Genomic DNA, 15567 nt, shown 5'->3' with positions numbered 1-15567 from the left:
CCTCTTCGTCTATTTGCGCAGCAGGCGCAAACCGTTGAACACCACCAACAGGCTCACGCCCATGTCGGCAAACACTGCCATCCACATGGTAGCGAGCCCGGCGAAGGTTACCCCAAGAAAGATCGCCTTGATGACCAGTGCCAACGCAATGTTCTGTTTGAGGACGCTTGAGGTCTGCCTCGACAGGCGGATGAACGCCGGGATTTTGCGCAGATCATCGTCCATCAGGGCGACATCGGCGGTCTCGATGGCGGTATCGGTGCCGGCAGCGGCCATGGCGAAACCAATCTCCGAACGCGCCAGAGCCGGAGCATCGTTGATGCCGTCGCCGACCATGCCGACGCGGTGACCCTGCGTATAAAGCGCTTCAATGGCTTGCAGCTTGTCGCTCGGCAGCAGGTCGCCCCGGGCCTGATCGATGCCGACTTGCGCGGCAATCGCTTCGGCGGTGTGGACATTGTCGCCGGTAAGCATCAGGGTTTTGATGCCCAGTTCGTGCAGTTGCCGGATGGCTTCGCGGCTGGAGTCTTTCACCGTATCAGCCACGGCGAACAGCGCCAACGGGCCCGACCGGTCGAGCAACAGCACCACCGACTTGCCCTGTTTTTCCAGGGCGAACAGCTTCTCCTCCAGCGCTGGCGAGCACAGCCCCAGATCTTCCACCAAACGATGGTTGCCCAAATGGTAGAGCTGGCCGTTGATAACCCCGCGCACTCCGCGCCCACCGAGGGCCTCGAAGTTATCCACAGTCAGCGGCGCGTGCTGTTTATCCACAGCCGCGCTGGCGATGGCCCGCGACACCGGGTGATCCGAACGACCGGCCAGCGCCGCCGCAATCGCCGGCGCCGATGCATCGGCGGTGGGATCGAGTGACAGGTAATCGGTTTGCACCGGTTTGCCATGGGTGAGAGTGCCGGTCTTGTCCAGAGCCAGATAATCGAGCTTGTGACCGCCCTCCAGATAAATGCCACCCTTCACCAGAATGCCCTTGCGCGCCGCAGCGGCCAGGCCGCTGACGATGGTCACCGGGGCGGAGATCACCAGTGCACAGGGGCAGGCGACGACCAACAGCACCAAGGCGCGGTAGATCCAGTCAAACCACAGCACATTCATGAACAGCGGCGGGAGCACTGCCACCGCCAGAGCGAGGATAAATACCGCCGGGGTGTAGATTCTGGAGAAGCTGTCGACGAATCGCTGGGTCGGCGCACGCGCGCCCTGGGCCTGTTCGACCGCGTGGATGATTCGCGCGAGCGTCGAATTGTTCGCGGCAGCGGTGACGGCATATTCCAGGGAGCCCGCCTGGTTGATCGTGCCGGCGAACACCTTGTCGCCGACAGTCTTTTCCACCGGCAGGCTTTCCCCGGTGATCGGCGCCTGATCGATGGTCGAGCTGCCCGCCAGCACCTCGCCGTCCAGGCCGATGCGCTCGCCGGGCCGCACCCGCACCCGTGCACCGAGTTCGATGGTTATCACATCTTGCGCGACCCAACTGCCGTCGGCCTGCAACACCGTTGCCTGTTCCGGGGTCATCTGCATCAGGCCGCTAATAGCATTACGCGCGCGGTCCAGGGACTTGGCTTCGATCAACTCGGCCACGGTGAACAGAAACATCACCATCGCCGCTTCCGGCCACTGGCCGATGAGGATCGCGCCCGTCACCGCGATGCTCATCAGCGCATTGATGTTGAGGTTGAGGTTCTTCAGGGCGATCCAGCCCTTTTTATAGGTGCCGAGGCCGCCGCTGAGGATCGAGACCAGTGCGATGACTGCCACAACCCAGTTCGGCGCTACCGCGGTGAAGTGGATCACTTCGGCCACCAACGCGGCGACGCCGGACAGCGCCAATGGCCACCAGGGCTTTTTCACCGGTGTCGGCAGCGGTGCTTCGACGCCCTGCTCCAGCGGCTCGGCGTGCATTCCAAGGGACTTGATGGCGTCGATGATCGGCGCGGTACTCGTCAGGTTATGGGTGACACCCAGCACCCGATTAATCAGATTGAACTCCAGCTGCTGCACGCCGGTCAGTTTTCCTAACGTGTTCTGAATCAGCGTTTGCTCGGTCGGACAGTCCATGGCCTCGATGCGGAAACTGCTCAGCCGCGCATCGGCACTTGACGCTTCGCTCAACTTGATCAGCGCGGGCGCCACGGCTTTTGACGAACAGCAAGCATCACCATGGCTGCCATGTGCATGTGCAGTCACGGGCTTGAGTTTACTGCCGGGAGCATCGTCGGTTTTGTGAGTGTGCAGGGAATCGCTCATTGATTGCGTCCATAAGAGTACCTGTTGCCAAGTAAAGACCCTGTAGCCACTATAGGGTCAAGCACCCTTTTTGGAGATCGTCATCATGAAGATCGGAGAGTTGGCGAAACTCACGGATTGCGCGGTTGAAACGATTCGCTACTACGAGCGTGAAAACCTGCTGCCGGAACCGGCACGCAGCGACGGCAACTACCGCGTCTATACCCAGGCCCACGCCGAACGCCTGACGTTCATCCGCAACTGCCGAACCCTCGACATGACCCTCGAAGAAATCCGCAGCCTGCTGGCTTTTCGCGACAGCCCGCAGGACCAGTGCGAAAGCGTCAACGCGCTGATCGACGAGCACATCCTCCATGTAAAGTCACGAATTGACGGCTTACTGGCCTTGCAGACGCAACTGCTCGACCTGCGCCAACGCTGCAGCGAAGGGCCGGATATCGATCAATGCGGGATTTTGCAGCGGTTGGAAGTGAGTGGGGGGGTGGTGGCGACGGAGGTTGAGCATTCACATGTCGGAAGAAGTCATGGGCATTGAAGACGCCACACCATCCTGTAGGAGCAAAGCTTGCTCGCGATAGCGGTCTGTCAGACACATAAATGTTTAATGTGCCGCCGCCATCGCGAGCAAGCTTTGCTCCTACAGGGTCTACGGCAGCCCTTTAGACCGCCATCGGCGCGGTCATCGGCGCATGGTGCTCGTAGCCTTCCAGCGAGAAATCCCCCGGCTCGACCAGCTCCAGCCACTCCGGCTGATACACACCGGTCTTGGCAAACTCCGGCACGCGGTCGGAGATCTTCAGTTTCGGCATCGGGAAAGGCTCGCGCTTGAGCTGTTCGTTGAGCATGTCCAGATGATTTTCGTAGACGTGGGCGTCACCGATGAAATAGGTGAACCAGCGCGGCGTGTAGCCGGTCAGACGACCGATCAGGCTCAGCAGCGCCGCGCCTTCAGTCAGGTTGAACGGCGTACCCAGACCCAGGTCGTTGGAGCGGATGTAGAGGGTCAGAGAGATCTCTTTGGTCTCGACATTCGGGTGGAACTGGTAGAGCAAGTGGCACGGCGGCAGGGCCATTTCATCGAGCTGGGCGACGTTCCAGCCATGGAACAGGATGCGGCGACTACCCGGGTCCTTGATGATGGTGTCGACGCACTGACGCACCTGATCGATGGCTTTGTACAGCACCACGTAGGCCTGGCCATCTTCTTCACCTTCGGCGATCTGACGGTAGCCTTGCTTCAGGGTCTGCTCGATGGCGGCCTGATTGCTGACCGGAATCTGCTTGTACGCCGGCCATTTGCGCCATTGCACGCCGTAGATTTCGCCGAGGTCGTCCTCGCCCTGACGGAACGGGTTGGCCAGCCACTGGGCGTTTTCATTGGCGTTCTGGTCCCAGACCTTGCAACCCAACGCGCGGAATTCGGCGGCGTTGTTCACGCCACGCAGAAAACCACACATCTCGCCAATGGCTGATTTGAACGCCATCTTGCGGGTGGTGATCGCCGGGAAACCTTCCTGCAGGTCATAACGCAGCATCGCGCCGGGAAAACTGATGGTGTTCACACCGGTGCGGTTGGCCTGCTTGGTGCCGTTCTTGATGACGTGGGCGACCAGTTCGAGATATTGCTTCATGAGTTACCTGTGTCCTTGAACCCGCAGCCGTCGCTGCGGGATTCGAATTTTATACGGCTGCCGCTGGCGTTGCCGGGGCGCGGTGATACGCCAGCCAGATCAGGAACAACCCGCCGACGATCATCGGTACGCACAGCACCTGGCCCATGGTCAGCCAGTTCCAGGCCAGATAGCCCAGTTGTGCGTCCGGTACACGGACGAATTCGACGATGAAACGGAAGATGCCATAGAACAGCGCGAACATCCCGGACACCGCCATGGTTGGCCGCGGCTTGCGCGAGAACAACCACAGGATCAGGAACAGCGCCACGCCTTCCAGCGCAAACTGGTACAGCTGCGACGGATGACGCGGCAGCTGTGCCGGGTCACTGAACGGCGGGAAGATCATTGCCCACGGCACATCGGTCGGCTTGCCCCACAACTCGGCATTGATAAAGTTGCCGATGCGCCCGGCCCCCAGGCCGATCGGCACCATGGGTGCGACGAAATCCATCAGCTGGAAGAACGACTTGTTGTTCTTTTTACCGAACCACAACGCCGCCAGCATCACGCCGATAAAGCCGCCGTGGAACGACATGCCGCCCTTCCACACTTCGAAAATCAGCGTCGGATTGGCCAGATAGGCATGCAGATCGTAAAACAGCACATAACCCAGGCGACCGCCGACAATCACCCCCATCGACATCCAGAACACCATGTCGGAGAGTTTTTCCTTGGTCCAGGTCGGGTCGAAGCGGTTCAACCGGCGAGACGCCAGCAGCCAGGCACCGCCAATACCGACCAGGTACATCAAGCCGTACCAGTGGATTTTCAGCGGACCGATGGCCAGGGCCACCGGATCGATCTGCGGGTAAGGCAGCATTGCGACTCCTTATAAGCGTTCAAATCTTAAAAATTCCCGGGCGACGCTGCCACCTCAGGATTAAGCCAGTATTGCGCTGCGCGTCAGAGCAGATGCTTCAGACTAGAAAGTTCAGACCAACGCAGAACAGCAAAGCGGCAAACAGTCTTTTCAGCAACTTTGGCGACAGATTGTGGGCCAGCCGCGCACCGAAGCGGGCAAAAACCATGCTGGTCAGGGCAATGCCCAGCAGTGCCGGCAAATAAACGAAACCCAGACTATGGGCCGGCAGCAACGGATCGTGCCAGCCCAGAATCATGAAACTTAATGCACTTGCCAATGCGATCGGCAGGCCGCAGGCCGACGAGGTTGCCACCGCCTGCTGCATCGGCACGCTGCGCCAGGTCAGGAACGGCACGGTCAACGAACCGCCGCCAATCCCGAAAATCGCCGAGGCCCAACCGATCACACTGCCCGCCACGGTCAGACCGACTTTACCGGGCACCGTTCGGCTGGCCTTGGGCTTGAAGTCCAACGCCAGCTGCGCGGCGATCACCAGGGCGAACACACCAATGATTTTTTGCAGGTTGGGTCCGGAGATCGCTTCGGCGGTCAGGGCACCGAAACCGGCACCGATCAGGATGCCGACGGTCATCCACACGAAGATCGGCCAACGCACGGCGCCGCGACGGTGATGCTCGCGTACGGCGTTGACCGAGGTGAAAATGATCGTCGCCAGCGACGTACCGACGGCGAGGTGAGTCAGGATCGAAGGGTCGAACCCTTGCGCCTTGAAACTGAATACCAGCACTGGAACGATGATGATCCCGCCGCCCACGCCGAACAGCCCGGCCAGCACCCCGGCACAGGCGCCGAGCGCCAGATAGAGCAGAAATTCCATGCTTTTCCCCACCCAACCCCAAAACCGGAGCGGCATGGTAACGGATGCATGGCCTTGGGCTCCACTGGATGGCGATGGATACCCGCACGTTGACTGCGTAAAGTGGGCAAAAAACACACTGGGATCACCTTATGTGCCTGATTGTTTTTGCCTGGCGACCGGGTCATGCCCAGCCGCTGATCGTGGCGGCCAACCGCGACGAGTTCTACGCCCGCCCCAGCCTGCCGCTGGCGCCATGGCCCGAAGCACCTCAGGTGGTCGCCGGTCGCGACCTGGAGGCCGGTGGCACCTGGCTCGGTGTCGGCGCCAACGGGCGCTTTGCTGCCCTGACCAATATTCGCGATCCCCATCGACCGCCAGGTCGCAAGTCCCGGGGTGAGCTGGTGGCGCAGTACCTTACCGGCGAAAAGCCAATTGATGACTATTTGACCGACGTTGTCGCACGTTCACCGGAGTACGGCGGATTTAATCTGCTAGTCGGCAATAACCATGAACTCTGGCACTTCAATGCCCGGGAATCGGAAGCGGTCATGCTGCCGCCCGGGGTATATGGGCTATCGAATGCCGGCCTGGATACACCATGGCCGAAACTGCTCAAGGCCAGAGCCGCCCTGAGCGAAGTGCTGGACGATCCGCAACCGCAGGCGCTGCTGGCATTGCTTGGCGATACACAGCAAGCGCCGTTTGCCGAGTTGCCGGACACCGGTGTGGGACTGGCCACCGAGACGCTGTTGTCGAGTGTGTTCATTGCCAGTCAGAGCTATGGGACTCGGGCGAGTACGGCATTGATTGTGCGGGCGGATGGGACGCGGCATCTGGTCGAAAGAAGTTTCGGGCCGTATGGCGGGCATCTTGGGGAAGTGGAGATCAGGCTTTAGATTTTCGGCGTATTTGATGACGCCATCGCGGCGGTGCGGCGATCCGACAAGCCTTGCTCCCACAGATTGCGAACGACACAAATCCGTGGGAGCAAAGCTTGCTCGCGATGGGCACACGCAGATCTAGAGGGTCTTGACCGAAGCCGGATTGATCATCCGCGCCAACCCAAGGTTTTTCAGCGCCAGTTGCAGCGAGCTGTGGATGACTTGCGGGTTGTCGATGGTCATCAGCTCGGCCAGCAATTCCCTGGCCTTGCTCAGGTTGATCTGGCGCAGCATCCACTTCACCTTCGGCAAGTTGGTGGCGTTCATCGACAGGCTGTCAAAGCCCATCGCCATCAACAACACCGCCGCCGCCGGATCACCGGCCATTTCGCCGCAGATACTCACCGGCTTGCCTTCGGCATGGGCGTCGCGCACCACGTTTTGCAGAGCTTGCAGCACCGCCGGGTGCAGGTAGTCGTAGAGGTCGGCCACCCGTGGATTGTTACGGTCCACGGCCAGCAGGTATTGGGTCAGGTCGTTGGAGCCGACCGACAGGAAGTCCACCTGCCGCGCCAGTTCCTTGGTCTGGTACACCGCCGCCGGAATCTCGATCATCACGCCAACCGGTGGCATCGGCACGTCGCAGCCTTCGTCGCGCACTTCACCCCAGGCCCGATGGATCAGGTGCAGGGCTTCTTCCAGTTCATGGGTGCCAGAGATCATCGGCAGCAGAATCCGCAGGTTGTTCAAGCCTTCACTGGCCTTGAGCATGGCACGGGTCTGCACCAGGAAGATTTCCGGGTGGTCGAGGGTGACGCGGATGCCGCGCCAGCCAAGGAACGGGTTGTCTTCCTTGATTGGAAAATACGACAACGACTTGTCGCCGCCGATGTCCAGGGTGCGCATGGTCACTGGTTGCGGATGGAACGCGGCCAGCTGCTCGCGGTAGATCGCCAGCTGTTCCTTTTCGCTCGGAAAACGCTGGTTGATCATGAACGGTACTTCGGTGCGGTACAGACCGACGCCTTCGGCACCACGCTTCTGCGCCCGCGCCACGTCGGCCAGCAAACCGGTGTTGACCCACAGCGGCATGCGGTGGCCATCGACCGTAATGCACGGCAGATCGCGGAGTGCATCCAGCCCCAGGGCCAGTTGTTTTTCTTCCTCGACCACTTCGGCGAACTGCTTGCGCAGCACGTCGCTCGGGTTGGTGTAGACCTCACCGTGATAGCCGTCGACGATCATCTGGATGCCGTCGACCTTGGAGTACGGCAGGTCGACCAGGCCCATCACGGTCGGGATGCCCATCGCGCGCGCCAGGATCGCCACGTGGGAGTTGCCGGAACCCAGCACCGATACCAGACCTGCCAGCTTGCCTTCCGGCACCTCGCCGAGCATGGCCGGCGTCAGTTCTTCGCTGACCAGAATGGTATTGTCGGGATAGACCAGGGTTTGCTGGCGCTCTTCCTGCAAATAAGCGAGCAGGCGACGACCAAGATCCTTGACGTCGGACGCGCGCTCACGCAGGTAGGCATCGTCCATCAATTCAAAACGGTTGACGTGATCGGTAACGACCTGGCGCAAGGCGCCCTGGGCCCACTGGCCGGTCTTGATCACAGTGGTCACTTCACTGCCCAGTGCCGCATCGTCGAGCATCATCAGGTAGACGTCGAACAGCGCACGCTCTTCAGGACGCAACTGCGTGGCGAGCTTGGCGGACAACGTGCGCATGTCGGCACGCACGCCTTCGATGGCGGTCTTGAACAGCCCCAGTTCGGCGTCGATGTCGTCAATGGTCTTGTCGGGCACCACGTCCAGGTCGGCCGGCGGCAGCATGACCACCGCGGTACCAACCGCCGCACCCGGCGAACCCGGCACGCCGATGAACTTGGCTTCCTGAATACCCTTGCCCTGACGGCCCAGGCCACGGATCGAACCGGTGGCCTCGGCATGGGCGATAACCCCGGCGAGCTGCGCGCTCATGGTCACGAGGAAGGCTTCTTCACCTTCGTCGAACTGGCGGCGTTCTTTTTGCTGAATGACCAACACACCGACAACGCGGCGGTGGTGGATGATCGGTGCCCCGAGGAATGAAGCAAAGCGCTCTTCACCGGTTTCGGCGAAATAGCGATAGCGCGGGTGATCCGCGGCGTTTTCGAGGTTCAGGGGTTCTTCACGCGTGCCGACCAGGCCGACCAGACCTTCATTGGGAGCCATGCTGACCTTGCCGATCGAGCGCTTGTTCAAGCCCTCGGTGGCCATCAGCACGAAACGGTTGGTCTCGGGATCGAGCAGGTAGACCGAGCAGACCTGGCTGCCCATGGCCTCTTTGACGCGCAACACAATAATCCCCAACGCCGCCTTGAGATCCTTGGCGGAGTTAACTTCCTGGACGATCTTGCGCAGCGTATTGAGCATGGCTCGGGGTCGAACTCCGTCGTCAGTCGCGCGCTAAAAGGCGCGGGGCAAGCTCTTTGAGAGCGCGTCGATACACCTCGCGCTTGAATGTCACCACCTGACCCAACGGATACCAATAGCTGACCCAGCGCCAGCCATCGAATTCCGGTTTACCGGTCAAATCCATCCGCACCCGCTGCTCGTTGGAAATCAGGCGCAGGAGAAACCATTTCTGCTTCTGGCCGATGCACAGCGGTTGGCTGTGGGTCCTGACCAGACGTTGCGGCAAACGATAGCGCAACCAGCCCCGGGTGCAGGCGAGTATTTCAACATCTTCGCGCTCCAGGCCCACTTCTTCGTTCAACTCGCGGTACAAGGCGTCTTCCGGCGTCTCCTGGGGATTGATCCCGCCCTGAGGAAACTGCCAGGCATCTTGATTGATACGGCGAGCCCATAGCACCTGGCCAGCATCATTCGTAAGAATGATCCCGACATTAGGACGGAAACCATCGGGGTCGATCACGGCAACAACCTCGCAAACGCATGTCGCCGCATTGTTCCACAAAGGTTGTGAAGGCAGCAACGCGCCGACCTACGTTATGTGCACTCTTGTGAAAAGTCCGTATTCTGGACGCCTTTCTTCCGACTTTTCAGCGAGTAACTGCAATGCGGCTGGCTTTATTCGACTTGGACAACACGCTTCTGGGCGGCGACAGCGACCACGCCTGGGGCGATTACCTTTGTGAGCGCGGCTTTCTCGACGCCGTCGCCTATAAGGCACGCAATGATGAGTTCTATCAGGATTACCTCGCCGGCAAGCTGGATAACGATGCCTACCTGAACTTTTGCCTGGAAGTCCTCGGCCGCACCGAAATGGCCACGCTGGATCTATGGCACAGCGACTACATGCGTGATTGCATCGAACCGATCGTGTTGCCCAAGGCGATCGAACTGCTGGCCAAACACCGCGACGCCGGCGACCAACTGGTGATCATCACCGCCACCAACCGTTTCGTCACAGGCCCGATTGCCAGGCGCCTGGGTGTCGAAACCCTGATCGCCACCGAATGCGAAATGCAGGGCGGCCGCTACACCGGGCGCAGCACCGACGTGCCGTGTTTCCGTGAAGGTAAAGTAACGCGCTTGAATCGCTGGCTGGAAGAGACCGGGCACAACCTGGAAGGCAGCTATTTCTACAGTGATTCGATGAATGACTTGCCGTTGCTGGAGCAGGTGGCGAACCCGGTGGCGGTCGATCCTGATCCAAATCTGCGGGCTGAAGCCAAGAAGCGTGGCTGGCCAGTGATTTCGTTGCGCGACTGATATACCTATCGCGGGCAAGCCCGCTCCCACAGGGATCTGTGGCGTGACTGCAATCTGCGCCAAACAACAAAAACCTGTGGGAGCTGGCTTGCCAGCGATTCGGGCAACGCGGTCTCAAGCGTTAAACCGGCTTCGCGCCCATCAACCCGGCAATGGCGATAAAACAGACAAAACTGAACAACGCTAACGCAAAGGTAAATTTGCCCACGCCACCCGGCGTCTTGCGCACTTTGTTCAGTCGCACCAACAACCAGAACCACGCCAGCGCCGCCACGGTGTAAAGCACACTGGACGCCAGCAGCCAGGTCTGTCCCAACGGCCATCCTACCAAGTGCACCATCCACCAACCGGTAAACGGCATGCTCAGCAGCGCCAGGCCCATCAACAGCCAGATGAACACTCGCGGCCGTTGCAGGGTACGGCTCGCCGCCGTTGCGTCGCCTTGACGCCGGGTACGCCAGACCCAGATCCCCAAGCCCAGCGCACACACCAGCAACACCACCGTCGCCACCATGTGCGCCGCTTTCAGGGCCGTTAACGTTTCCATGGTTGGTTTTCCTTATGCCTTGCCCTTCAGCGTAGCCGTTCAGCCAAGAAACAGCTGATAAGCCGGGTTGTCGCTCTCATCCCAGTACGGATAGCCGATTTCTTCCAGCGCCGCCGGCACCAGATGACGCTCGTCATGAGGCACTTGCAAGCCGGCAACCACACGGCCATCCGCCGCACCGTGGTTACGGTAGTGGAACATCGAGATGTTCCAGCGCCCGCCGAGCTTGTTGAGGAAGTTGAACAGCGCTCCCGGACGCTCCGGGAACTCGAAGCGCAGGATCACTTCATCCACCACATGCGCCGCGCGCCCGCCAACCATGTGGCGGATGTGCAGCTTGGCCAGTTCGTTATCCGTCAGGTCGACCACAGGGAAACCCTGCTCGCCGAGGCTGGCGATCAACGCGCTGCGTGGGTCGGTGTCCGGGTGCGTCTGCACACCGACGAAGATGTGCGCTTCGCTGCCGGTGTTGTAGCGGTAGTTGAATTCGGTGATCTGGCGCTTGCCGATGGCTTCGCAGAACGCCTTGAAGCTGCCCGGCTTCTCGGGAATGGTCACCGCGATGATGGCTTCGCGGCCTTCGCCCAGCTCGGCGCGCTCGGCCACGTGGCGCAGGCGATCGAAGTTGACGTTGGCACCGGAGTCGATGGCCACGAACGTGTGCCCGGTGACGCCGCGTTGCTCGACGTACTTCTTGATCCCGGCCACGCCCAGCGCACCGGCAGGCTCGGTGATCGAGCGGGTATCGTCATAGATGTCCTTGATCGCCGCACAGATTTCGTCAGTGCTGACGGTGATGACTTCATCGACATGGTCTTTGCAGATATCGAAGGTGTGCTGGCCGATCTGCGCCACCGCCACGCCGTCGGCAAAGATGCCCACGGTCGGCAGCACGACGCGCTCACCCGCGGCCATGGCCGCTTGCAGGCAATTAGAATCGTCCGGCTCGACGCCGATGATCTTGATGTCCGGGCGCAGGTATTTGACGTACGCCGCGATACCGGCGATCAGCCCGCCGCCGCCCACCGGGACGAAAATCGCGTCCAGGCGCCCCGGATGCTGACGCAGGATCTCCATAGCCACCGTGCCCTGCCCGGCAATGGTGTGGGGATCGTCATAGGGGTGGATGTAGACGTAGCCTTTTTCGTCGACCAGTTTCAGCGAATAGGCCAGGGCTTCCGGGAATGAATCGCCGTGCAGTACCACCTTGCCACCGCGCGAACGCACGCCTTCGACCTTGATCTCGGGGGTGGTCTTGGGCATGACGATGGTCGCCTTCACGCCCAATACTTTCGCCGCCAGGGCCAGGCCTTGTGCATGGTTGCCCGCTGAAGCCGTGACCACGCCACGGGCGCGCTCTTCATCGCTCAACTGGGTCAGCTTGTTGTAAGCGCCGCGAATCTTGAACGAGAACACCGGCTGCAAGTCTTCGCGCTTGAGCCAGATCTCGTTGCCCAGCCGCTCGGAGAGCTGGCGGGCAGTCTGCAATGGGGTTTCTACGGCAACGTCATAAACGCGCGAGGTGAGGATCTTTTTGACGTACTGTTCAAGCATCGGAAAGCATCACTGAGCGGGTTGGGCAGGACCATGGAGTCTAACCCGGCTTTTGTCCGCACGACCACACTAAACCGGTGGTTTTAAGCCTCCGGAGGCTATCCTCACCTGTGGGAGCAAAGCTTGCTCGCGATGAGGCCATCACATTCAACAATAATGTTGGCTGCTCGATTGCTTTCGCGAGCAAGCTTTGCTCCCACAGGGATCGCGTCGGTCTGCCACATCTGCCAATCGGGCAATGACCTTCCCCGCCCCGAAGCCTATAATGCCGGCCTTTCGTTTCCCCTCTTCGGCACCTCGGAGCCCGCATGACCCAGGATCAACTCAAACAGGCAGTGGCTCAGGCCGCCGTCGACTTCATCCTCCCGAAACTCGACGACAAAAGCATCGTCGGAGTCGGCACCGGCTCCACCGCCAACTGCTTCATCGATGCCCTGGCACAACACAAGGGTGCATTCGATGGCGCAGTCGCCAGTTCCGAAGCCACCGCCGCCCGCCTCAAGGGCCATGGCATCCCGGTGTACGAACTGAACACTGTCAGCGACCTGGAGTTCTACGTCGACGGCGCCGATGAAAGCGACGAGCACCTGAACCTGATCAAGGGCGGCGGCGCCGCACTGACCCGCGAGAAGATTGTCGCGGCCGTGGCCAAGACCTTCATCTGCATTGCCGACGCCAGCAAGCTGGTACCCGTCCTCGGCGCGTTCCCGCTGCCGGTAGAAGTGATCCCGATGGCCCGCAGTCACGTGGCCCGTCAACTGGTCAAGCTGGGCGGTGATCCGGTCTACCGTGAAGGCGTGCTGACCGACAACGGCAATATCATCCTTGATGTATACAACATGGAAATCACCAACCCGGTGGAGCTGGAAACGCAGATCAATGCGATCGTGGGCGTGGTCACCAACGGCTTGTTCGCCGCGCGTCCGGCGGACTTGCTGCTGCTGGGCACCAGTGAAGGCGTGAAGACCCTCAAGGCCTGACACCTGCCCTGTAGGAGCAAAGCTTGCTCGCGATAGCGGTATGTCTGGCACACCGCGTGATCGTTCATCGCGAGCAAGCTTTGCTCCCACAGGGATCGGTGAGGCGAGTTAGTTTTGTGCGGTTTTTTTGAAGACGTAAAACAGGTTCGGCTCGCTCACCAGGTACATCGTCCCGTCGTCGTCCATGGCAATCCCTTCCGCCTGCGGCACGGCCTTTTGCAGCCCCTGACTTCCCTTGCTCAACGACAGGGTGCTCAGCGGTCGTCCGTCCACATCCAGCTCCAGAATCAGCCGTGACTCGTCGGACAGCGCCATCAAGTGACCGCTGCGCTCGTCATATTGCAGGCTCGACAGATCGCGCACGAACATCCCGGCATCACGCTTGGGGTTGTTGATGACGTGAACCGCGTAGGATTTTTCCAGATTGAAATGCGGAAAGCCGTGCACTTCATAGATCAGCATCGGGTCGCGCTCCTTGGCGACAAACAGGCGCTTGCCCACCGAGTCGTACGCCAACCCTTCAAACCCCTTGTTGCCGCTCGCGTGCACGCCGAGGGTCATCTGTTCAGCTTCGGCGGCATCCAGGAAGGTGGTGTCCCGCTCCAGATGAACCTTGATCAGCCGCTGCTGGTACTCGTCAGCGATGACGTAGGTGTCGGCGCTGATGAATTCAACCGCTTCCGGATCGCCGAATCCGATCAGTGCAATACGACGCAGGATCTTGCCGTCGAGGGAAAGCTCGATCAGCTCGGAGTGCTTGTTGGTGACGGTGAACAGGCTTTTGCGCACCGGGTCATAGGTCAATGCTGAAACATCGTCGGTCAGCCCTTCGATGACCTGCCCCTCCAACACCACCCGATACTGGTCCAGACCAATGGATTGGTCGTTCACCGGCTGCCAGAGCCTGTGCAGGTTAAACCAGCCACGCTCGAACAGACGCCCGTACTGGCCGACCGCGATCAACACGATCAGCGCAATCATCGTCACGATGAACATCAGTGTTTTGGGGCGGGCAAATCGACGCATTGGGCAAGGCTCGGAATCGAAACAGGCGGATGAAATATCACGCCTGTCTGAACTGAAGCTTAATGGCTGGCAGCGCCTACAGGAGTCGCAGCGATTACTTCTGTTTTTCGTAGCGATAGAACAGGTTCGGCTCACTCACCATGTACAGCGTACCGGCTTCGTCCATGGCCACGCCTTCGGCGCGGGGAATGGTCTTTTTCAGACCATGGAAGCCGCCCAGCAAGGCGATGAAACTGACTTGCTCGCCCTTCTTGTCCAGCTCCAGCAACAGGTGGGAGTCGGCGGACAGCACCAGCATGTGCCCGGTCCGCGGATCGATGGCGAGGGCCGACAGATTGCGAACATCCAGTGCATGACTGGCCAGTTTGAGCTTGTCACCGCTAAGGGCCTTGCCGTCACTCTTCCAGGCAAACAGCGCCGGCGGGCGCTCTTCACCCAGCAGCAGCTGTTGATTAGGCGAATCCCAGACGATGGCTTCGAACGCCTTGTTCTGATCTTTCGAAGGGCCGAGATCGTATTTGGGGAAATTGGCGATGTTCAGCTCACGGGTATCGGCATCGACCTTGACGACAGTGATCAGGTGATCGCGCTCATCGACAATCGCAAGCAGACCGTTACCCAACACGGTCACCCCTTCAGGGTTGCTCCAGCCCACCAGGGGCATCTTGCGCAGCACATCGCCCTGCAAGGACAACTCGACCAGAAACGGATTCTTACCCATGACCGAAAACAGGGTTTTGGTCTGAGGATCGTAGGCCAGGTCCGAAGCCTCATCCTTTTCCATGCCCGGCAGCGACTTGGCGTCGATCACCGCGTGATAATCCGGCAACCAGATACTCGCCTGGCGCTCGGCAGGACTTGCAAAGCGCTCCTTCACCCAAAGCACGCCACGATTGTCCCAATGCATGGCAAACGCGACGCCATAGGCGACAACCGCCACCAGGAAAAGCCAGACATACCATCGCAAGGCAAAGCGCGAGCGACGGGCAGATTTGAACGTGGAGAGCGGTTGAGTGGCCATCAGCGAATGGGTTCCAGAAAGTCAGGCTAGGGGTAATAGCACAAACGGGGCAGGCTCATGGATAAGCAGTCGGGGAATTATCCAGACACCCGGTGAAAAAATCGGGAAATGGCAGAAGACCAACCTGTAGGAGCAAAGCTTGCTCGCGATGACGGTGTATCTGGCGCACCGAGTCATCGTTCATCGCGAGCAAGCTTTGCTCCTACAGTGAGGACAGC

Annotated in this window: 14 protein-coding genes; 4 read left to right on the top strand and 10 right to left on the bottom strand. The window is 60.2% G+C overall.

Annotation, left to right across the window (positions count from 1 at the left end):
• Window positions 1-9: 9 nt before the first annotated feature.
• Entirely contained in the window at window positions 10-2265 is a 2256-nt protein-coding gene (locus GPL81_RS00825) for a heavy metal translocating P-type ATPase (RefSeq protein WP_160104824.1), read from the bottom strand.
• Between the two features lie 85 nt (window positions 2266-2350).
• Here GPL81_RS00825 and cadR point away from each other — a divergent pair, with 85 nt between their 5' ends.
• The gene (cadR, locus tag GPL81_RS00820; RefSeq protein WP_160104823.1) at window positions 2351-2800 is read left to right on the top strand and encodes a Cd(II)/Pb(II)-responsive transcriptional regulator; all 450 of its coding nucleotides are present in this window, start codon (window positions 2351-2353) and stop codon (window positions 2798-2800) included.
• A 124-nt stretch (window positions 2801-2924) separates the two neighbouring features.
• Here cadR and GPL81_RS00815 read toward each other — a convergent pair whose 3' ends face one another.
• The 3 genes from GPL81_RS00815 to GPL81_RS00805 form a co-directional block, all read right to left on the bottom strand.
• Window positions 2925-3896: a thymidylate synthase gene (locus GPL81_RS00815; protein ID WP_096514361.1), complete on the bottom strand. Its 972-nt coding sequence runs from the start codon at window positions 3894-3896 to the stop codon at window positions 2925-2927.
• Window positions 3897-3945: 49 nt separating this feature from the next.
• On the bottom strand, window positions 3946-4758 hold the full coding sequence (gene lgt, locus GPL81_RS00810; protein WP_096514360.1) for a prolipoprotein diacylglyceryl transferase: 813 nt from the start codon (window positions 4756-4758) through the stop codon (window positions 3946-3948).
• Between the two features lie 97 nt (window positions 4759-4855).
• A complete protein-coding gene (locus tag GPL81_RS00805) occupies window positions 4856-5638 on the bottom strand; it encodes a sulfite exporter TauE/SafE family protein (RefSeq protein WP_096514359.1) in 783 nt (260 codons plus the stop codon).
• Between the two features lie 131 nt (window positions 5639-5769).
• Between GPL81_RS00805 and GPL81_RS00800 the strand changes: the two genes are divergently transcribed.
• Entirely contained in the window at window positions 5770-6516 is a 747-nt protein-coding gene (locus tag GPL81_RS00800; RefSeq protein WP_160104822.1) for an NRDE family protein, read from the top strand.
• 123 nt (window positions 6517-6639) lie between these two features.
• Here the strand turns inward: GPL81_RS00800 and ptsP are convergent, their stop codons facing one another.
• On the bottom strand, window positions 6640-8919 hold the full coding sequence (gene ptsP / locus GPL81_RS00795) for a phosphoenolpyruvate--protein phosphotransferase (protein WP_096514357.1): 2280 nt from the start codon (window positions 8917-8919) through the stop codon (window positions 6640-6642).
• 22 nt (window positions 8920-8941) lie between these two features.
• Complete coding sequence (locus GPL81_RS00790; RefSeq protein ID WP_007897732.1) at window positions 8942-9421, bottom strand: RNA pyrophosphohydrolase; 480 nt, start codon at window positions 9419-9421, stop codon at window positions 8942-8944.
• A 143-nt stretch (window positions 9422-9564) separates the two neighbouring features.
• On the opposite strand from GPL81_RS00790, the gene GPL81_RS00785 reads away from it, so the two are divergent.
• A complete protein-coding gene (locus GPL81_RS00785; protein ID WP_160104821.1) occupies window positions 9565-10221 on the top strand; it encodes a histidinol-phosphatase in 657 nt (218 codons plus the stop codon).
• Window positions 10222-10342: 121 nt separating this feature from the next.
• Here the strand turns inward: GPL81_RS00785 and GPL81_RS00780 are convergent, their stop codons facing one another.
• Together GPL81_RS00780 and ilvA are read right to left on the bottom strand one after the other, a co-directional pair.
• Window positions 10343-10768: a DUF2269 domain-containing protein gene (locus GPL81_RS00780; RefSeq protein ID WP_121104194.1), complete on the bottom strand. Its 426-nt coding sequence runs from the start codon at window positions 10766-10768 to the stop codon at window positions 10343-10345.
• A 39-nt stretch (window positions 10769-10807) separates the two neighbouring features.
• Window positions 10808-12322: a threonine ammonia-lyase, biosynthetic gene (gene ilvA, locus GPL81_RS00775; RefSeq protein ID WP_121104196.1), complete on the bottom strand. Its 1515-nt coding sequence runs from the start codon at window positions 12320-12322 to the stop codon at window positions 10808-10810.
• 308 nt (window positions 12323-12630) lie between these two features.
• On the opposite strand from ilvA, the gene rpiA reads away from it, so the two are divergent.
• On the top strand, window positions 12631-13302 hold the full coding sequence (rpiA, locus tag GPL81_RS00770; protein ID WP_160104820.1) for a ribose-5-phosphate isomerase RpiA: 672 nt from the start codon (window positions 12631-12633) through the stop codon (window positions 13300-13302).
• A gap of 108 nt (window positions 13303-13410) precedes the next feature.
• On the opposite strand, the gene GPL81_RS00765 is transcribed toward rpiA, so the two are convergent.
• Window positions 13411-14328: an SdiA-regulated domain-containing protein gene (locus tag GPL81_RS00765; RefSeq protein ID WP_160104819.1), complete on the bottom strand. Its 918-nt coding sequence runs from the start codon at window positions 14326-14328 to the stop codon at window positions 13411-13413.
• 94 nt (window positions 14329-14422) lie between these two features.
• Entirely contained in the window at window positions 14423-15349 is a 927-nt protein-coding gene (locus GPL81_RS00760) for an SdiA-regulated domain-containing protein (protein WP_160104818.1), read from the bottom strand.
• Between the last annotated feature and the right edge of the window lie 218 nt (window positions 15350-15567).

The organism is Pseudomonas izuensis (assembly GCF_009861505.1).
GTDB classification, from domain to species: domain Bacteria; phylum Pseudomonadota; class Gammaproteobacteria; order Pseudomonadales; family Pseudomonadaceae; genus Aquipseudomonas; species Aquipseudomonas izuensis.
The sequence above is the reverse complement of the archived record's forward strand: the minus strand, read 5'-3'. Positions and strand labels throughout refer to the sequence as shown.